Origin of the sequence: Pseudomonas fulva NBRC 16637 = DSM 17717 (assembly GCF_000730565.1) — a bacterium.
Classification (GTDB): domain Bacteria; phylum Pseudomonadota; class Gammaproteobacteria; order Pseudomonadales; family Pseudomonadaceae; genus Aquipseudomonas; species Aquipseudomonas fulva.
Genome location: NZ_BBIQ01000025.1, coordinates 56,813 through 74,469, shown reverse-complemented (window position 1 = coordinate 74,469; position 17,657 = coordinate 56,813). Strand labels below are relative to the sequence as shown.

Genomic DNA, 17,657 nt, shown 5'->3' with positions numbered 1-17,657 from the left:
GAGAGTTTCGTCTCAACCGAGGCGCGCATTCTACGCTTTCCTCATTGCCTGTCAAGCGTTTATCTTGAAGCTTGTTTCGAGAAACTCGTTCAACTTCAACCACTTGACTCGCTTCGATCTCTCGTAGCGGGAGGCGAATTCTACAGCGTTTCAACACGCTGTCAACCTTCTTCTCAACCGCCGTCGATCTATTCGATCGTAGCCCTTTCAGCACCACCCGAACTAGCTAACTCATTGAATCTCAAGGAGTTTCGCGTTCCGATGTCGCTGGAAGTGGGGCGCATTATAAGCGGATTAGGAACTGCGTCAACCACTATTTTCAGAAATCGCGAGACAAGCACCTATTACCCCAATGCCAACTCAAGTCGACCTTCCCTGTCGGCGGTGTACGCGGGGAAGCGAACGGGCAACAGCCGGTATCCTCAGCACTATCAATAGCAGCCCAATAAAGGCATAGACAGCCCACTCCCGCAGGTCAGATCGCACAATCCATAGGAAATGCAGCAGCCCCAAGCCCAGTACCGCGTAGACCAGCCTGTGCAGCTTTTTCCATCGCGCGCCCAGGCGGCGCTGACTGTAGCGATTGGAGGTGACCGCCAACACCAGCAAACCCAGCAAGCCAAGCGCACCGACGATGATGTACGGCCGCTTGCGCAGCTCTACCGTCAACTGTCCCCAGTCCAACCCCAGGATAAAGAACAGATACGCCAGCACGTGCAACACGATGTAGGCAAACACCCACAGCCCAAGTTGACGTCGCACCACGATCCAGCCCGGCCAACCCGTAAGCCGCTGCAATGGCGTCATGCACAGGCTGATCAATAGAAACACCAAGGCGCCCAACCCCAATCGATCCATCAACACCTTGCCCGGATCAGGGCCCAACAGGTTGACCGAGGCCTCATAGAGCCACCAGGCCGGAAACAAGCAGCCTGCCATGAATATGCCCAGACGAAACCAGGGGTATCGCATCAGTAGTTCTTCCGCAGATCAAGCCCGTCATATAGCGACGCCACCTCATCGGCATAGCCGTTGAACATCTGAGTCTCCCGCACGTTGGGACTGAACAGCCCGCTAGGTAACCTGCGTTCACGAGCCTGGCTCCAGCGCGGGTGATCGACCGTCGGGTTCACATTGGCATAGAAACCATACTCGTCCGGGGCCAACCCCTGCCACGTGGTTTTCGGTTGTTCTGCCACCAGGCTGATGCGCACGATCGACTTGATGCTTTTGAAACCATACTTCCAAGGCACGACCAACCTGAGCGGCGCCCCGTTCTGGTTCGGCAGCTCCCGGCCATACATACCGACTGCCAGGATGGCCAACGGATGCATCGCCTCATCCAGGCGCAGCCCCTCTTCATAAGGCCAATCGATCAATGCAAAGCCAGAACGTTGGCCGGGCATGCTCTTGGGATCCTCGAGCGTTTCGAAACGGACATAACGGGCCTTGGAGGTGGGCTCGACCTGCTTGAGCACGTGCGCCAATGGAAAACCCAGCCACGGAATGACCATCGACCACGCCTCCACGCAGCGAAGCCGGTAGACACGCTCTTCAAGTTGGTAGGGTTTGACGAAGTCCTCCAGTGCATAGCGACCGGGTTTACCCACTTCCCCATCGATGACAACGCTCCAGGGTTCGGTCTTGAGGCTGTCTGCGTTGGCAGCCGGGTCGCCCTTGTCGGGCCCGAACTCATAGAAGTTGTTGTAGTGGGTGGCATCCTTGAAGGGGGTCACGGCTTCGTTCTGGACTGTCACCGCCTGCCAGCGGGTATCGGGCAGCTTTTCGGCAAACCAGGCAGGCGCCTTGCCAGCCTGTACGTCAGGATAGCGAGACGGCTCGCCAGCCAGGACATTGCCCGGCAACGTACCCAGTGCCAGACCCGCGAGCGAACCGCCCATCAGGGCGCGGCGCGAGAGATAGAGACCTTCAGGGGTGATCTCCGACGCCTTGCATTCGGAAGACCTGGAAAGCTTGATAAGCATGAGCGGCTCCACAGCACTGGATAACGGATGTACCAGTAAGACTATGGAGCCGGAGGGTTATTCCACAATTAAGCGATTATCACCCTTTTCGGCGACGCGAGCGCAGCAGGAACTGAATGGGGCCGGAAGCCGCATAGGCCAGGAAGGCCAGCAGCAGAATGCGCGGTGGATCGCTGAAGACCACCGCGAACACCAGCACCACGGCAAGGATCGCCACGAAAGGTACACGCCCCTTGAGGTCAAGCTCCTTGAAACTGTTGTACTTGATGTTGCTGACCATCAGCATGCCCGCAGCCGCCACCAACAGCGCCACCAGGAACGAGAGCTTCGAGCCCTGGATGCCATAGTCGCTGAACGCCCATACGGTACCGGCTACCACACCGGCCGCAGCCGGGCTGGCCAGGCCGATGAAATAGCGTTTGTCGGCGGTTCCCACCTGTGTATTGAACCGCGCCAGGCGAAGCGCGGCACCGGCCACATAAATGAAGGCCACCATCCAGCCGACCTTGCCCATGTCACCCAGCGCCCAGCCAAAGGCCAGCAGGGCCGGGGCCACGCCGAAGGCGACCATGTCCGACAGCGAATCGTACTCGGCGCCGAAGGCGCTCTGGGTATTGGTCATGCGCGCCACCCGGCCATCGAGGCCATCGAGCACCATGGCCACGAAGATGGCGATGGCAGCAAAGGCAAAATACTTGCTCGCTTCGCGTGGATCGCCAGCGCTCAGGGCACTCTGCGCGTTCATTGAACTGATGATGGAATAGAAACCGGCGAACAGGTTCGCGGTGGTGAACAGGTTGGGCAGCAGATAAATGCCGCGATGACGCACCTTGCGCCCTTCGTCGTCATGCCCCTCTTCAATGTGCTCATCGACAGGTAGCAGGCTTTCGGCGTCGGAGGGCTTGTTCGGCTCTTCGGGACGTTCGCTCATGGAGGGTACCTTGCAACAGGATGGAAAAAGTTCGACACGGGCCCGCTAAACAGGTTCTGACGGCGGGCCACTGGTCTGCTTTATACCAGAAGCTGGCTGCCAGAACGAAAAAACGCGGCCTAAGCCGCGTTTTTCATCGTTCGACGAACCTTAGTTCTTGGTCTTGTCGACGATCTTGTTGGCCGAGATCCACGGCATCATCGAACGCAGTTTCTCGCCGATGACTTCGATGCCGTGCGCGGCGTTGTTACGGCGCTTGGCGGTCATCGATGGGTAGTTGGTAGCACCTTCGGAGATGAACATCTTCGCGTACTCGCCGTCCTGGATGCGCTTGAGTGCATTGCGCATGGCTTTACGGGATTCTTCGTTGATGACTTCCGGACCGGTCACGTACTCGCCGTATTCGGCGTTGTTGGAGATCGAGTAGTTCATGTTGGCGATACCGCCTTCGTACATGAGGTCAACGATCAGCTTCAGCTCGTGCAAGCACTCGAAGTAGGCCATTTCAGGGGCATAGCCCGCTTCGACCAGAGTCTCGAAACCAGCCTTGACCAGTTCGACGGTACCGCCACACAGCACGGCCTGCTCGCCGAACAGGTCGGTTTCGGTCTCGTCCTTGAAGGTGGTTTCGATGATACCGGTACGGCCACCACCCACACCCGAGGCGTAGGACAGGGCAACGTTCTTGGCATTGCCAGAAGCATCCTGATAGATGGCGATCAGGTCAGGGATACCGCCACCTTTGACGAACTCGGAGCGCACGGTGTGACCCGGGGCTTTCGGTGCGATCATGATCACGTCGAGGTCGCCGCGTGGAACCACTTGGTTGTAGTGAATCGCGAAGCCATGGGAGAACGCCAGGGTAGCGCCCTTCTTGATGTTCGGTTCGATTTCCTGCTTGTACAGCTGGCCCTGGAATTCGTCCGGGGTCAGGATCATGACCAGGTCGGCAGCGGCGACCGCCGAGGCTACGTCGGTCACTTTCAGGCCGTGGGCTTCTGCCTTGGCAACGGTAGCCGAACCTTTACGCAGACCGATAGTGACGTCCACACCGGAGTCTTTCAGGTTGCACGCCTGAGCGTGGCCTTGGGAGCCGTAGCCGATGATGGCGACTTTCTTACCTTGGATGATGGAAAGGTCGCAGTCTTTATCGTAGAAAACTTTCATGAAATACCCCTGGTTATATCCCGGCCCCAAAGGAGCCATCGCTAATTTATTGTTGAATTCAGATGCTGAGCACTTTGTCGCCACGGGCAATGCCGGTAACGCCGCTGCGCACGGTTTCGAGAATCGATGCGGTGCCGATGGCCTGGATGAAGCTGTCCAGCTTGTCGCTGGTGCCGCTCAGTTGCACGGTGTACACGCTGGCGGTCACATCGACGATCTGGCCACGGAAGATATCCGTGGTGCGCTTGATCTCGGCACGCTGGGCACCGGTGGCCTTGACCTTGACCAACATCAGCTCGCGTTCGATATGAGCGCTTTCCGACAGGTCGACAAGCTTGACCACTTCGACCAGCTTGTTCAGGTTCTTGGTGATCTGTTCGATCACTTCGTCATGGCCAACGGTGGTCAACGTCAGACGCGACAGGGTCGGGTCTTCAGTCGGCGCCACGGTCAGGCTTTCAATGTTGTAGTTGCGCTGGGAGAACAGGCCGACCACGCGGGACAAGGCACCCGGTTCGTTTTCCAGCAGCAGGGAGATGATGTGCCGCATATCAGGTACGCTCCGTCTTGCTCAGCCACATGTCACGCATCGAACCGTCCTTGATCTGCATCGGATAGACATGCTCGCTACGGTCAACCGCGATGTCGATGAACACCAGGCGATCCTTCATCGCGAAGGCTTCCTCGAGCTTGGGCTTGAGGTCCTTCAGGCTGGTAATGCGGATACCCACATGGCCATAGGCCTCGGCCAGCTTGATGAAGTCAGGCAGCGACTCGACATAAGAGTGCGAGTGACGGCCGTTGTAGGCCATGTCCTGCCACTGGCGAACCATGCCCAGCACACCGTTGTTCATGTTGACGATCTTGACCGGCAGGCCGTACTGCATGCAGGTCGACAGCTCCTGGATGTTCATCTGGATGCTGCCTTCACCGGTTACACAGGCCACGTCCTGGTCCGGGAAATTGAGCTTGATGCCCATCGCTGCCGGGAAGCCGAAGCCCATGGTGCCCAGGCCACCGGAGTTGATCCAGCGGTTGGGTTTGTTGAAGCGGTAGTACTGGGCAGCGAACATCTGGTGCTGGCCCACGTCCGAGGTCACAAAGGCATCGCCGTTGGTAACTTCGCACAGGGTCTCGATGACTTTCTGCGGCTTGATGACATTGCCGTCGCCCTTGTCATAAGGGAACAGCTCGCCATTGCCACGCCATTCGTCGATCTGCTTCCACCAGGCATCCAGCGACGCCTTCTCAGGCTGCTCGCCGATTTCCTTGAGAATGCCGATCATCTCGGACAACACGCTGTCCACTGGGCCAACGATCGGTACGTCGGCCTTGATCATCTTGGAGATCGACGCCGGGTCGATGTCGATGTGGATGATCTTGGCGTTCGGGCAGAACTTGGCCGGGCCGTTGACCACACGGTCGTCGAAACGCGCGCCTACGGCGAAGATGACATCGGCGTTGTGCATGGCCATGTTGGCGGTGAAGCTGCCATGCATGCCCAGCATGCCAAGGAACTGGCGATCGGTACCCGGGAAGCAGCCCAACCCCATGAGGGTATTGGTGACGGGCAAGTTCAGCGACTTGGCGATCTCGGTCAGGGACTCGGATCCACCACCCAGGATCACGCCGCCGCCGGCGTAGACGATCGGGCGCTTGGCAGCCAGCAGCATTTCTGCTGCCTTGCGAATCTGCCCGGAATGACCGCGCACGGCCGGGCTGTAGGAGCGCAGCTTGACCTTCTTGGGGTACACGTACTCGAATTTTTCAGCCGGGTTGGTCATGTCCTTGGGGATATCGACCACCACCGGGCCTGGGCGGCCGGATTGCGCCAGGTAGAACGCTTTTTTCAGGATTTCCGGAATCTCGGTCGGGTTCTTGATCATGAAGCTGTGCTTCACGATAGGCCGGGAGATACCGATCATGTCGGTTTCCTGGAAGGCATCGGTACCTACCATGGTGCTAGGCACCTGGCCGGACAGAATGACCATCGGAATGGAGTCCATGTAGGCAGTGGCAATGCCCGTGATGGCATTGGTCGCACCTGGGCCGGACGTCACCAGCACCACGCCGGCTTTGCCGGTAGCGCGGGCGTAGCCGTCGGCCATGTGGGTCGCCGCCTGTTCGTGGCGAACCAGGATGTGCTCGACTTCCGGTTCCTTGAACAGCGCGTCGTAGACGTGCAGGAGAGCACCACCAGGGTACCCGTAGATGTGCTTAACGCCTTCGTCACGCAAGAAGCGGACGACCATCTCAGCGCCAGATAAAAGCTCCACGTTGTTCACCTCTAAAACGCCAGAATACCGCCCCAACAGGCGGGTCTTAATAGGTTTACTGCCAAGCAGAGCATGAGCGAACGTCAGCACTGACTGAGCAAGTATTGGGAGCTCCCCAGAGTGTTGCGGGGGTTTCCCACCCAGCGCGAGGTAACGCGTTGCGGGGTGTAACAGGTCGGCGCGGGTGTGCGCCTCATGATCTGCTTAGCGGGTCTGCTTCTGGCAGTCCCACTACAGCGGAAGTTAGATTCTTGTGATTTGGCGGCGACAAGTCAAGAAAAATTATTGCCAATTTTCAGCCAAGATGAATTCCTGGCACCACTAAAAATCACTAAAGCAGCAGGAAAATTAAGATTTCCATAAAAAAGGGCCACAATCTGCGGCCCTTGAAGGAAAATTGGAAGAAATCAGGCGGTCGGGGCGATCAATTGGTCGAATGCTGCCAACAGTCGGCGCAGCTCCCGGCTCTGCTCCGGCCGGTTCACGAACACGGTTTCAGCCATGGTGAGGATCCCCGACGCATTGGGCAATGGATGACCCAACTCGATGATGATCTTCATGCGCGGCAGAAAAATCCACTGCAGCCACTGCTCGAAACGCAAGGTGTCGACCGCAAAGGGCACCGTGCTCTCCAGGGCATCGTCGTCAGGCGCCTCGTCGTCCCACCAACCTTGCACCTGCAACTCACGCTCGATCAGCATCAGGTGATCGGCAATGGCCAGTACCCGCGGTTCCACCGTCACGAGCTCACCCGTGCCTTTTGCCGTGCCTGCGCTGCCCCGGCACTGTCGCCTTGCTTTTCACGCGCCTGGGCGATCGTATTCCACAACTCGGCCTGCAAGCTCGGACGACCATTGGCATAGGTCAGCGCACGGCGCGCCAACTGCTCGGCCTGCGGGGCGTCGCCCTGGGACAGCCTTACCTGCGCCAACCGGTAGAGCACCTGCGGCTCGCGCGGTGCGATCCGCTGGGCCCGCTCCAGGCTCGACGCCGCGCCGTTGAAATCGCCGCTGCCCTGCTGCGTCTGGGCGGTGGTCAGCAGTGCCAGCACCGGCCCATCGAGCTGTTCGTCAGCGGACAACCCGCCGCCAGCGCCGCTACGCGGAATGCCGGTAGGCGCGCTGTTGGCCTTGGGGGCCGATGCGCTGTTCATTGACGCGATATCGAAAGGCTCGTCCGCAATGGGGTTAGGGTCAGTGGTAATCGGTTGGGCGTTAACCGGCTCGGTGGTGATCGGCGTCGTGCTGATAGGCGCCGCGCCATTGCCAGCAGGGAACGTCTGGATGCCGGACGCCCCGGCCCCCTGGGGAATCATCACCGTGACGCCGGAATCCTCCGGCAGGGTCTGCGCCTGGGGCGTGCCGGCATTGATGCCAGGTGTCTGGCGCTTGGCCGTGACGCGCTCGCTGTTGGACACGCGGGTACTGGAGTCGACCACCGGTATATTGCCGCGAGGCACGCTGGAGCACCCCTGGAGCACCACCAGCGCCGTCACGGCAGGAAACAGCCACTTGTTCACGTCACACCTCTTCAATGCAGCCTGTGCTTAATTCATCCAGCCCTTGACCCAGTCCATGACCGATTCAGCTGGATTCTGCTCGCCGCCACAGGTCGCGCCGGCAGGCGGTTCACTCCCGCGAATATACGGCATCTGCACGGCGCCCGGACAGCTGCTGTCAGACCCCTGGCCGCTGTACGGATCGATCCAGGCCTGCACAACGTTGTCGGGCTGGGGCATGTCGAGCGGCAGTGGGTCGGCTTTTTTCATGAAGCTGGTCCACACCTGCAGCGCGCCGGTAGCGCCGGTGAAGGGCGTTTTACCGTTGTCGTCGCGGCCCATCCAGACCACTGCCAGCAGGTCCTGGCTGAAGCCTGAGAACCAGCTGTCACGTGAATCGTTGCTGGTACCGGTCTTGCCCGCCAGGGTGAGGGTGCGCGGCAAGGTGTTGTATACCGAGCGCCCGGTGCCTTCACGCATGACCCGCTGCATGGCGTTCTGGACCAGGTAGATGGCCGCCGGGTCGAACGTCTGCTGGATCTGGAACGGGTAGCGCTTGAGCGGTTCGCCTTCGGCTGTCAGTACACTGCGAATACCGCGCATCGGCGTGTTGAAGCCGCCGTTGGCCAGGGTCTGGTACATGGTCGCGACCTGCATCGGCGACATCCCGCCTGCACCCAGCAACATCGATGGGAACGCCGGCCAGTCCACATCCACACCCAGGCGCCCGATGGTCTTGATCACGTTCGGCACACCCACTTCCAGGCCGAGCTTGGCGGTGGAGAGGTTGTACGAGTGCGCCAGCCCCTGGTACAGGTAGATGGTGCCGTGCGAACGCCTGTCGTAGTTCTGCGGGCGCCATACCTGTCCGTTGGCAGCCTTGACCGAGAACGGTTCGTCCTGCACCCAGCTGGTCAGGGTGTACTTGCTCGGCTGCTCGAGGGCCGTCAGGTACACCGCCGGCTTGACCAGGGAACCAATCGGGCGCACGGCATCGATGGCTCGGTTGAAGCCGGCAAAGCCCGACTGGCGGCTGCCGATCAGTGCCTGCACCTCGCCGGTCTCCGGGTTGGTCACGACCATCGCCGATTCCACCTCGTCGGCGCCCTTGCGCCCGGCCAGGCGCTTGAACGTCTCGTTCATCGAGGTTTCGGCTTTCATCTGCAGGATCGGGTCGAAGCTGGTGAAAATGCGCAGCCCTTCTTCGGTCAAGTCTTCGTCGCGGTAGTCCTGACGCAGCTGGCGCTTGACCAGGTCGAGGAAGGCCGGGAACGAACTGTCGGCCAGACTGCCGCGCTTGGTGACGCCCAGCGGCATCTTCTTCGCCGCATCCACTTCGGCCTGGCTGGCCACACCCTGCTCGGCGACCAGGTCCAGTACCAGGTTACGCCTGGCCAACGCACGTTCCGGGTAACGGCGCGGGTTGTAGTAGGACGGGCCCTTGACCATGCCGACCAGCAACGCAATTTGATGCAGCTTGAGCTCGGACAACGGCTGGCTGAAGAAGAACTGGCTGGCCAGGCCGAAACCGTGCACGGCACGCTGACCGTCCTGGCCGACGAACACCTCGTTAAGGTAGGCCTCCAGGATTTCGCGCTTGTCGTAATGCAGTTCCAGCAATACCGCCATCATCGCCTCGGTCAGCTTGCGGCTCAGGCTGCGCTCACTGGTGAGGTAGAAGTTCTTGACCAACTGCTGGGTCAGGGTACTGCCACCCTGGCGCATCGATCCGGACGAGGTATTGACCCACATGGCCCGGGCGATGGATTTGGGCGACACGCCCAAGTGACTGTAGAAATCGCGGTCTTCGGTGGCCACAAGGGTTTCGAGCAGGTACTTGGGCACCTGGTCGATCTTGATCAGGATGCGATCCTCCAGGTTCTTGGGGTAGATGCCGCCGATCATCAGCGGCTCCAGCCGCACCACATCCAAGGCCTTGCCGTCGGCGCCCGCCAGTCCCGCCACGTAATCACCGGAGAACCGTACACGGACGAACTGGGCAGGCTCCATGCCCTCATAGAACTGGAACCCACGTGTATTGAGGTCCACCGTGTTGCCGTTCACCGCTGCCGCGCCTGGCCCATTGGCGGCACTTTCACGGCGATAACCCAGCGCGTCGAGTTCGGTGAGGAAGTCGTTCTTGCTCAGTTTCTGGCCGGTGAACAGCTCCAGCGGCCTGGCATACACCTTGGCGGGGATAGTCCAGCGCTTGCCGGAAAACTTTTCCTGCACGACGGCATCGAGGTAGACCGCGAAGCCAGCGATGATCACCAAGCCGACCAGGCTGAGCTTCAAAGCCCAGCCCAGCCAGGCACGGGAGCGGCCGGTCGGGCGTTTTTTGGGGGTACGGGAATTTCGAGATCGAGTCATGGCGGCGGATTATACGCACTTTACTGAGGCTGGGCAGGCGGCCCGGCGGTAGGCAGGGACGGCACCATTGACCATAATGGCCGATTCGAATTCCCTGCCCCCGGAAGGATTTCCCGTGAGCCAAGCCCTCATCACTGCGTTGCAGAACCCTGCCCTGTACCCCCACACCGTGGATGGGTTCCACCTCATCGAGACGCATATCTCCTGGGTATTGCTCACGGGTGAGTATGCCTACAAGATCAAGAAGCCGATGAACTTCGGCTTCCTCGACTTCACCCACCTGGATCAGCGCCAGCACTTCTGCAACGAAGAACTGCGCCTGAATCAGCGCCTGACCGACGGTCTGTACCTGGAGGTGCTGCCAATCACCGGCACCGCCGACGCCCCGCAGATCGGTGGAGAGGGCCAGGCCATCGAATTCGCCTTGAAAATGCGCCAATTCCCACAGGGACAGATGCTGTCAACTCTCCAGGCCAACGGTGAGCTGACCGCTGCCCATGTCGACCAGATGGCCCGCCAGATCGCCGAGTTCCACATGCAGGCGCCTCGCGTGCCGGTGGAGCACCCGCTGGGTACGCCAGAAAGCGTGATGGCACCGGTGGAGCAGAACTTCGAACAGATCCGTCCGTTTCTGAGCGACAAGGCCGACCTGCAACAGCTCGACGCCCTGCAAGCTTGGGCGCGCAGCAGTTTCGACCGCTTGCATGGGCTGCTCGAACGCCGCAAGGCCGAAGGTTTCATTCGCGAATGCCACGGCGACATTCACCTGGGCAACGCGACCCTGATCGATGGCCAGGTGGTGATCTTCGATTGCATCGAATTCAATGAGCCCTTCCGCCTGACCGACGTCTATGCCGATACCGGCTTCCTGGCCATGGACCTCGAGGACCGCGGGCTCAAGTGCCTGGCCCGGCGTTTCATCAGCCAGTACCTGGAACTGACCGGCGACTATGAAGGGCTGGAGTTGCTCAACTTCTACAAGGCCTACCGCGCCCTGGTGCGTGCCAAGGTCGCGCTGTTCAGCATGCCTGCCGACGCCGATGGCGTACAGAAGGCCACGACCCTGCGTACCTACCGCAACTACGCCAATCTCGCAGAAAGCTACAGCGCCATTCCTTCACGCCTGCTGGCCATTACCCATGGGGTTTCGGCAGTCGGCAAGAGCCATGTCGCCATGCGTCTGGTCGAAGCGCTGGGCGCCGTGCGCGTGCGCTCGGATGTGGAACGCAAACGTCTGTTCGGCGAACAGGCGCAAGACACGACAGGCCAGTTGAGCGCAGGCATCTACGACCAAGAGGCCAGTGCAGCCACTTACCAGCGCCTTCACCAGATTGCAGGTACCGTGCTGCGGGCAGGCTTGCCGGTGGTACTCGACGCCACCTACCTCAAGCATGCACAGCGCCAAGCCGCCGCCGACGTCGCGAGCCAAACAGGCGTCCCCTTCCTGATCCTCGATTGCCATGCCCCGGATGCCGTGATCAGCAGCTGGCTGCAGCAACGCCAGGCGCAGAACCAGGATCCGTCGGATGCCACCCTGGAGGTCGTTCAGGCCCAACAGGCAAGCCGTGAGCCGTTGGCTGTCGAGGAAGTCGCCTTGAGCACGCCGGTAGACACCCAGGCGAGCAGCAGCATGGACCATGTCATCGAGCAAATCCGTCAGCGCCTGCCAGGGCTCTGATACCTGAAGCGGCAAGACGCCGTTTCAAGCGACGCGCCTCCGACCTGCGGCCTTGTCAAAAGGCCGCGCACGTGTAGGGCCCCGCTACACTTGCTCCAGCGCCATGCGCTCTTTCCTCAACCATCGCAAGGAGGCGTGATGACCGAGGATCTGCAATGCCTGAAAAACCTTGGCAAGACGTCAGTCCAGTGGCTTAAGGCCGCCGGCGTGCAAACCCCGTCGGATCTGCGCCGCCTTGGCGCAGTCCAGGCCTACTTGACGGTGAAGGCTCGCGGTTTTCGCGCTACCAAGGTACTGCTGTTCGCCATCGAAGGCGCCCTGCTGGATGTTGGCTGGAGAGCGCTGCCGCACCCGCGCAAGACGGCACTGCTCGAGCTGCTGGAAGCCGCCACTCGGCGCGAGGCAAAAATAAAGTGTAATAAGCTATTGACCCACGAATGAGAATCGTTATGATTATCACAACTGGTCGCGAGACTGGTTGGATAACCTCAGAGCCCTTGGTTCGGACTCTCAGATTATCTCCTCATCAGGCTAATCACGGTTATTGACCCGGCATTTTGCCGGGTCTTTTTTTGCCTGGCTGTTCAGGTCGAGTACCCGACCGACGTCATGAACACGGCCTGCTTCTCTTTCAGCGGGCGATGACCAACGGATGCCCACGCTCAGGGTGCGCCTGCACGATGACATCGATTCCGAAGACAGCCTTGAGCGCCTTTGGGGTGAGCACACCGGCAGGGCTGGCCAAGGCGTAACTGCGCCCCTGTTCCAGCAACAGGATCTGGTCGCAGAACCGCGCTGCCAGGTTAAGGTCATGCAGAATGAGCAAAACGGCAGCGCCACGATCTGCGAAACGACGCACCGCCTCCAGGGTCGTGTGCTGGTGCAGCGGGTCGAGCATGGAGGTGGGCTCGTCGAGCAACAACGTCACGCCCTCTTCGCCCGGCCACAACTGCGCCATCACCCGTGCCAGGTGCACCCGCTGGCGCTCGCCACCCGACAGCGCCAGGTAACTGCGCTGTGCAAGGTGGGCTGCATCTGCTGCCTGCAATGCCGCCTCCACAATCTGTGCGTCACGCAGGCGCCCTGTGGCATGCGGCATGCGCCCCATCCCCACAACGTCCTGCACCTGGAACGCAAAACCGAGGCTGGCCACCTGTGGCAACACCGCCAATCGCTGCGCGCGCTCGGGGCCGGCCCAGCCCGACAGCGGTCGCCCTTGCAGTGTCACTCGCCCCTGCGCAGGCACGAGTTCGCCACTGAGCGCTCCCAACAGACTGCTTTTGCCCGCACCATTCGGGCCCAATACACCGACGATCTGCCCAGGCGGTAGCTGCAGATCGATACCCCGCAGAACGTCCTGTTGACCACGGCGCAGGTAGAGGCCTTCGGTTTGCAGCATCACGCGCGCCCTCGGATCAGCAGGTACAAGAAAAACGGCGCGCCAATGAAAGCGGTGACGATACCAATGGGAAGCTCGGCAGGGGCCAGCAGCAGCCGCGCCACCAGATCGGCCATCAGCATCAAAGCGCCACCTGCCAACAACGAGGCAGGTAATACCACCCGGTGGTCAGGGCCGGCCAGCATTCGCACCAAATGCGGCACCACCAGGCCGATGAAACCGATCAAGCCGGCTGCGGCCACCGCCGCCCCGACACTCAATGCCGTGCAGAACACCAACTCGCGCTTCAAGCGCTCGACGTCGATACCCAGATGGCGGGCTTCGGACTCCCCCAGCATCAGCACGTTGAGCGCCCTCGCCCGGCGAGGTAGCCAGAGCGAAACGCCCGTCGCGACCAGCAGCAGAGGCCAGATCCGCGCGTAACTTGCGCCATTGAGGCTGCCCAGGTTCCAGAACGTCAAGGTGCGCAGGGTGGCGTCATCTGCCAGGTAGCTGAAGAGCCCCACGGTCGCGCCGCCCAGTGCGGTCATGGCCACCCCGGCCAGCAGCATGGTGGCCACATTGGTCTGCCCGTCGCGCCTGCCTAGCCGGTATACCAGCGCGGTCACACCCAGTCCGCCCAGAAACGCACACAGCGACAACAGATACGGTGACAAACCCTCGGGTATGTTACCCAGCCATTGACTCCCAACGATCGCGACTGCGGCGCCAACCGCCGCACCGGCCGCCACGCCTACCAGCCCAGGGTCTGCCAGCGGGTTGCGAAACAACCCCTGCATGGCCACCCCCGACAAGGCCAGCACCGCGCCCACAGCCAGCCCCAGCAGCGTTCGCGGGAGGCGGATCTGGCCAATGATCATCTGCGCCTGCTGCAAACCCTCTGCTGCAAGCGGTACACCCAAAAGCCGCAAGCTGGCCTGCAGGGTATCGGTCAGCGGCAGACTCACGGGCCCCAGCGACAAGGAAAGCAGGATGGCGAGCACGCATGCACAGCCCAGCCAGATGAACAACGTGCGCGGTCGAACCCATGGCCTCATGGCACGAAGCGGATAGTGGCCGACGGATAGAACACAGCGGCCAGCACCCTAAGCGTGGCTGGCAAGCGCGGCCCCAGCCCACCGACCAGCAGGGTCGGGTCAAGCTGAACCAGGCGCTGATCATGCACTGCACGCGACGCGGCCAGTGCAGGGTTTTCTTTCAACAGCGCCTGCAAGGCTGCTTGATCGGTGAGCACGCGGTCCGAGAACACGATGACGTCCGGGTCCAGCGCCGCGAGCGCCTCGCTGGAAAAGTCCTTGTAGCCCTGATGGGTTGCAAGGTTACGTCCCCCGGCCTGCTGCAAGACCCAATCCCCTGCCGTGCCGGTACCTGCCAACAACGGCTTGGCACCGGCATGCCCCACGAGCAACACCACGCCGGGCGCGGGCTGCTCGGCTTGTGCCTGGCGTACCTTGTCGTGCAGTTCATCGAGCTTATGGCGAAAGTCTTCAGTCGCACGTGCGGCATGCGCCTGGGCCCCAAGCAGCTCGCCCAGGCGCTTGAGGGTCTGCCCGAGGGCATCGATATCAGGCTGGCTGGAGAACACCTCGACGGGCACGCCGGCCCTGGTGATCTGTGCCAACACCGGCGGTGGGCCCATTTCATCCGTACCTATCAACCTGTCAGGGCGCAGGCTCAGAATGCCTTCGGCGGACAACTGGCGCTGATAACCAATACTGGGCAGTGCTTTCAAGGAGGCTGGGTGTTGGCTGGTGGTATCGACGCCGACCAACCGCCGCTCAGCGCCCAACGCGACCACCCACTCGCTCAAGGCACCGCCAGCACTGACCCAACGGCTTGACTGTTCGGCTGCCAGGGCCTTGGTGCAGAGCAGTGGGCAGGCGGCAAGAACAAGCACGGCGGCAAGGCGACGCATCATTGGATTTCCTTTATTGGATTGGCCCCCACACCTTGTAGCAGGCGGCAGAACTGCGCACCATGCAACGCCAGGCGCAGCGAATGACAGCCATTTGATAATTGTTCGCATTGACGCGTCAAGTCGACCACCGTTCCAAGAGTCAGGCCTGCCATGCACTTTCTTTGCCCCTCCCACAGCTTGCCCGAAGGCCAGAGCCGCCCGTTCGATGTAGACGGCGTTCTCCTGCTGGGCGTTCGCCGCCAAGGCAGCGTCTACCTCTACCGCAACCGCTGCCCGCACCGTGGCATTGCATTGAACGGGCCGCAGGAACGTTTTCTGGACGACAGCAACAGCCTTATTCACTGTAGCCACCACGGTGCACTCTTTTTGATCGAGACGGGCGAATGTGTGTCCGGGCCTTGCGAAGGCGAGTCGTTGCAGGCCCTGGACTGCCTCGAAGACAGTCAGGGCATCTGGCTCAAGGTGTGAGGATCACCGGCAGGCGCCGGTCAATGACGATGCCCTCGGCATCCAGCCGGGTCCCATAGGCCAGCACTTCGACCCCCTCGGCCGCCGCCGCCTTCAGCGCTTGGGCATAGGCCATGTCGATCTCATCGGCCGGTCGTACGGCCTCGATACCCGTCAGGTTCACGCAATACAGCTGAACCGCCCGTATGCCTTGACGCGCCAGCTTGGCCAGCTCGCGCAGGTGCTTGGCACCGCGCTGGGTGACGGCGTCCGGGAACGCCGCCGTGGTGCTGTCGGCGTAACCCAGGGTTACGCTTTTCACTTCCACGTAAGCCGGTGCACCGTCGAATTCCAGACGAAAATCGATGCGACTGCCTTCTTCACCGTAGGCCACCTCCCGCTTGAGTGCAGTGAAACCTGCCAGTTCGGTGATGATCCCCGCCCGCAGCGCCTCCTCCACCAATGCGTTGGCGCGGCCGGTGTTGACGCACGCCAGCCTACCTTGCGGGGTTTCGCTGATTTCCCAGGTGCCTGGCAGTTTGCGTTTCGGGTCACTTGAGCGACTGAACCACACCAGGCCACCCTCGCGCATGCAATTGCGCATGGAGCCGGTGTTGGGGCAATGGATGGTCAGCTGCTCGCCAGTGGCCAGTTCGATGTCGGCCAGAAAGCGCTTGTACCGGCGCAGCAGCCGACCTTGTTCAAGGGCAGGAGAAAAGCGCATCAGCCCTGCCAGCTCTGCAGGCCACGGGCAATCCGCTGGACCGCTTGCTCCAGGCGCGGCAGGCTTTGGGTGTAGGCGAAGCGCACATGATGGCCGGCCAGGTGGCGACCAAAGTCCAGCCCAGGGGTAAACGCCACGTGCTCGGTTTCCAGGAAATGTCGGCAGAAGCCGAAGGCATCACCCCCGAATGCGCTGATATCGGCGTACAGATAAAACGCGCCCTGGGGCTCCACGGCAATCTTGAAACCCAGGCTGCGCAGGGCTGGCAGCAGGTAATCACGGCGTTTGGCAAATTCTGCCCGGCGCGTCTCGAAGATCCCGAGCGCCTCCGGCTGGAAGCAGGCCAGCGCGGCGTGCTGGGCCATGCTGGGTGCGCTGATGTAGAGGTTTTGCGCCAATTTCTCAAGGTCAGCCACCGCATCTTCGGGTGCCACCAACCAACCCAGGCGCCAACCGGTCATGCCGAAATATTTGGAAAAGCTATTTAGCACAAACGCCGAATCGTCCACCTCAAGCACGCTGGGCGCGTCCATGCCATAGGTCAGGCCGTGGTAGATCTCGTCCACGACCAGGTGACCGGCGCGGGCGCGCGTGGCTTGGGCAAGGCTGGCCAACGCCTCGCGCCCCAGCACCGTCCCCGTCGGGTTGGCAGGTGATGCCACCAAGGCGCCGACCGTATCGGCATTCCAGTGTTTGTGCACCAGCTCTGCATCGAGCTGATAGTTCACCTCAGGCCCTACGGGCACCAACTGCGCCCCGCCCTCGACCAGGCGCAAGAAGTGGCGATTGCACGGGTAGCCCGGGTCGGCCAGCAGCCAATGCTTGCCGGGATCGACCAGCAGGCTGCTGGCCAGCAGCAGCGCCCCGGAACCACCTGGCGTGATCAGGATGCGCTCCGGATCGACGTCAAGGCCGTAGCGCTGACCATAGAAACCGGCGATTGCCTGGCGCAGTGCCGGCAGACCACGGGCGGCCGTGTACCGGGTGTGACCTTCGGCAAGCGCGGCTTGCCCAGCGGCAACGATGGGCGCCGCCGTGGTGAAGTCCGGCTCGCCGATCTCGAGGTGGATCACGTCATGCCCGGCTGCCTGCAGCTCATTGGCACGCGCCAGCAGCGCCATGACATGGAAGGGTTCGATGGCGCGACTGCGCGCACTGTAGGGTTGGGCCATGTCCTTCTCTCAATCGGGTCTAAACTTGGGATTCTACCCTTGCGCGCAATCGAACGTACGGTTCGCGCCGGTGTCAGTAAGCAGGATCGGGC

General features: G+C 61.3%; 17 protein-coding genes. 3 read left to right on the top strand and 14 right to left on the bottom strand.

What is annotated here, in order from left to right; translation table 11 throughout:
- Positions 1–360 precede the first annotated feature (360 nt).
- From msrQ to mrcB, 9 genes are all read right to left on the bottom strand, one after another.
- The gene (msrQ, locus tag PFU01S_RS19855) at positions 361–972 is read right to left on the bottom strand and encodes a protein-methionine-sulfoxide reductase heme-binding subunit MsrQ (RefSeq protein ID WP_028687827.1); all 612 of its coding nucleotides are present in this window, start codon (positions 970–972) and stop codon (positions 361–363) included.
- The gene (gene msrP, locus PFU01S_RS19850) at positions 972–1,985 is read right to left on the bottom strand and encodes a protein-methionine-sulfoxide reductase catalytic subunit MsrP (protein ID WP_027915385.1); all 1,014 of its coding nucleotides are present in this window, start codon (positions 1,983–1,985) and stop codon (positions 972–974) included. The genes msrQ and msrP overlap by 1 nt, the downstream gene beginning before the upstream one ends.
- A 79-nt stretch (positions 1,986–2,064) precedes the next feature.
- Complete coding sequence (pssA, locus tag PFU01S_RS19845) at positions 2,065–2,916, bottom strand: CDP-diacylglycerol--serine O-phosphatidyltransferase (protein ID WP_023533151.1); 852 nt, start codon at positions 2,914–2,916, stop codon at positions 2,065–2,067.
- 150 nt (positions 2,917–3,066) lie between these two features.
- The gene (gene ilvC, locus PFU01S_RS19840) at positions 3,067–4,083 is read right to left on the bottom strand and encodes a ketol-acid reductoisomerase (protein WP_023533144.1); all 1,017 of its coding nucleotides are present in this window, start codon (positions 4,081–4,083) and stop codon (positions 3,067–3,069) included.
- Between the two features lie 58 nt (positions 4,084–4,141).
- Positions 4,142–4,633: an acetolactate synthase small subunit gene (gene ilvN, locus PFU01S_RS19835; RefSeq protein ID WP_003250040.1), complete on the bottom strand. Its 492-nt coding sequence runs from the start codon at positions 4,631–4,633 to the stop codon at positions 4,142–4,144.
- A gap of 1 nt (position 4,634) precedes the next feature.
- Positions 4,635–6,359 (bottom strand): acetolactate synthase 3 large subunit, encoded by a 1,725-nt coding sequence (locus PFU01S_RS19830; RefSeq protein WP_023533127.1) that lies wholly within the window; start codon positions 6,357–6,359, stop codon positions 4,635–4,637.
- Positions 6,360–6,766: 407 nt separating this feature from the next.
- Positions 6,767–7,096, bottom strand: a complete 330-nt coding sequence (locus PFU01S_RS19825; protein WP_023533148.1) for a YqcC family protein — start codon at positions 7,094–7,096, stop codon at positions 6,767–6,769.
- 2 nt (positions 7,097–7,098) lie between these two features.
- The gene (locus tag PFU01S_RS19820) at positions 7,099–7,878 is read right to left on the bottom strand and encodes a tetratricopeptide repeat protein (RefSeq protein WP_028687826.1); all 780 of its coding nucleotides are present in this window, start codon (positions 7,876–7,878) and stop codon (positions 7,099–7,101) included.
- A gap of 27 nt (positions 7,879–7,905) precedes the next feature.
- Complete coding sequence (gene mrcB, locus PFU01S_RS19815; protein WP_028687825.1) at positions 7,906–10,227, bottom strand: penicillin-binding protein 1B; 2,322 nt, start codon at positions 10,225–10,227, stop codon at positions 7,906–7,908.
- Positions 10,228–10,342: 115 nt separating this feature from the next.
- Here mrcB and PFU01S_RS19810 point away from each other — a divergent pair, with 115 nt between their 5' ends.
- Both PFU01S_RS19810 and PFU01S_RS19805 read left to right on the top strand, forming a co-directional pair.
- The gene (locus PFU01S_RS19810; RefSeq protein ID WP_028687824.1) at positions 10,343–11,905 is read left to right on the top strand and encodes a bifunctional aminoglycoside phosphotransferase/ATP-binding protein; all 1,563 of its coding nucleotides are present in this window, start codon (positions 10,343–10,345) and stop codon (positions 11,903–11,905) included.
- A 138-nt stretch (positions 11,906–12,043) separates the two neighbouring features.
- A complete protein-coding gene (locus PFU01S_RS19805) occupies positions 12,044–12,346 on the top strand; it encodes a TfoX/Sxy family protein (protein WP_028687823.1) in 303 nt (100 codons plus the stop codon).
- A gap of 190 nt (positions 12,347–12,536) precedes the next feature.
- Here the strand turns inward: PFU01S_RS19805 and PFU01S_RS19800 are convergent, their stop codons facing one another.
- The 3 genes from PFU01S_RS19800 to PFU01S_RS19790 are packed head-to-tail and all read right to left on the bottom strand — an operon-like array spanning position 12,537 to position 15,222.
- A complete protein-coding gene (locus PFU01S_RS19800) occupies positions 12,537–13,304 on the bottom strand; it encodes a heme ABC transporter ATP-binding protein (RefSeq protein WP_028687822.1) in 768 nt (255 codons plus the stop codon).
- Positions 13,304–14,287, bottom strand: coding sequence for a FecCD family ABC transporter permease (locus tag PFU01S_RS19795; protein ID WP_174435403.1), 984 nt, complete (start codon positions 14,285–14,287; stop codon positions 13,304–13,306). The genes PFU01S_RS19800 and PFU01S_RS19795 overlap by 1 nt, the downstream gene beginning before the upstream one ends.
- Before the next feature lie 50 nt (positions 14,288–14,337).
- On the bottom strand, positions 14,338–15,222 hold the full coding sequence (locus PFU01S_RS19790; protein WP_028687820.1) for a heme/hemin ABC transporter substrate-binding protein: 885 nt from the start codon (positions 15,220–15,222) through the stop codon (positions 14,338–14,340).
- Positions 15,223–15,372: 150 nt separating this feature from the next.
- On the opposite strand from PFU01S_RS19790, the gene PFU01S_RS19785 reads away from it, so the two are divergent.
- Positions 15,373–15,690, top strand: a complete 318-nt coding sequence (locus tag PFU01S_RS19785; RefSeq protein WP_028687819.1) for a Rieske (2Fe-2S) protein — start codon at positions 15,373–15,375, stop codon at positions 15,688–15,690.
- Here PFU01S_RS19785 and sfsA read toward each other — a convergent pair.
- Both sfsA and PFU01S_RS19775 read right to left on the bottom strand, forming a co-directional pair.
- Entirely contained in the window at positions 15,680–16,393 is a 714-nt protein-coding gene (gene sfsA / locus PFU01S_RS19780; RefSeq protein WP_028687818.1) for a DNA/RNA nuclease SfsA, read from the bottom strand. The two genes, PFU01S_RS19785 and sfsA, sit on opposite strands and share 11 nt — an antisense overlap.
- Positions 16,393–17,565, bottom strand: coding sequence for a pyridoxal phosphate-dependent aminotransferase (locus tag PFU01S_RS19775; RefSeq protein ID WP_028687817.1), 1,173 nt, complete (start codon positions 17,563–17,565; stop codon positions 16,393–16,395). The genes sfsA and PFU01S_RS19775 overlap by 1 nt, the downstream gene beginning before the upstream one ends.
- Positions 17,566–17,657 lie beyond the last annotated feature (92 nt).

What these genes read in the sequence shown, in the direction of transcription:
- PFU01S_RS19800 (WP_028687822.1), bottom strand. Translation starts at nt 13,304, where the DNA reads ATGCTGCAAACCGAAGGCCTCTACCTGCGCCGTGGTCAACAGGACGTT.
- pssA (WP_023533151.1), bottom strand. Translation starts at nt 2,916, where the DNA reads ATGAGCGAACGTCCCGAAGAGCCGAACAAGCCCTCCGACGCCGAAAGC.
- PFU01S_RS19790 (WP_028687820.1), bottom strand. Translation starts at nt 15,222, where the DNA reads ATGATGCGTCGCCTTGCCGCCGTGCTTGTTCTTGCCGCCTGCCCACTG.
- msrQ (WP_028687827.1), bottom strand. Translation starts at nt 972, where the DNA reads ATGCGATACCCCTGGTTTCGTCTGGGCATATTCATGGCAGGCTGCTTG.
- PFU01S_RS19785 (WP_028687819.1), top strand. Translation starts at nt 15,373, where the DNA reads ATGCACTTTCTTTGCCCCTCCCACAGCTTGCCCGAAGGCCAGAGCCGC.
- mrcB (WP_028687825.1), bottom strand. Translation starts at nt 10,227, where the DNA reads ATGACTCGATCTCGAAATTCCCGTACCCCCAAAAAACGCCCGACCGGC.
- ilvC (WP_023533144.1), bottom strand. Translation starts at nt 4,083, where the DNA reads ATGAAAGTTTTCTACGATAAAGACTGCGACCTTTCCATCATCCAAGGT.
- ilvN (WP_003250040.1), bottom strand. Translation starts at nt 4,633, where the DNA reads ATGCGGCACATCATCTCCCTGCTGCTGGAAAACGAACCGGGTGCCTTG.
- msrP (WP_027915385.1), bottom strand. Translation starts at nt 1,985, where the DNA reads ATGCTTATCAAGCTTTCCAGGTCTTCCGAATGCAAGGCGTCGGAGATC.
- PFU01S_RS19775 (WP_028687817.1), bottom strand. Translation starts at nt 17,565, where the DNA reads ATGGCCCAACCCTACAGTGCGCGCAGTCGCGCCATCGAACCCTTCCAT.
- sfsA (WP_028687818.1), bottom strand. Translation starts at nt 16,393, where the DNA reads ATGCGCTTTTCTCCTGCCCTTGAACAAGGTCGGCTGCTGCGCCGGTAC.
- PFU01S_RS19805 (WP_028687823.1), top strand. Translation starts at nt 12,044, where the DNA reads ATGACCGAGGATCTGCAATGCCTGAAAAACCTTGGCAAGACGTCAGTC.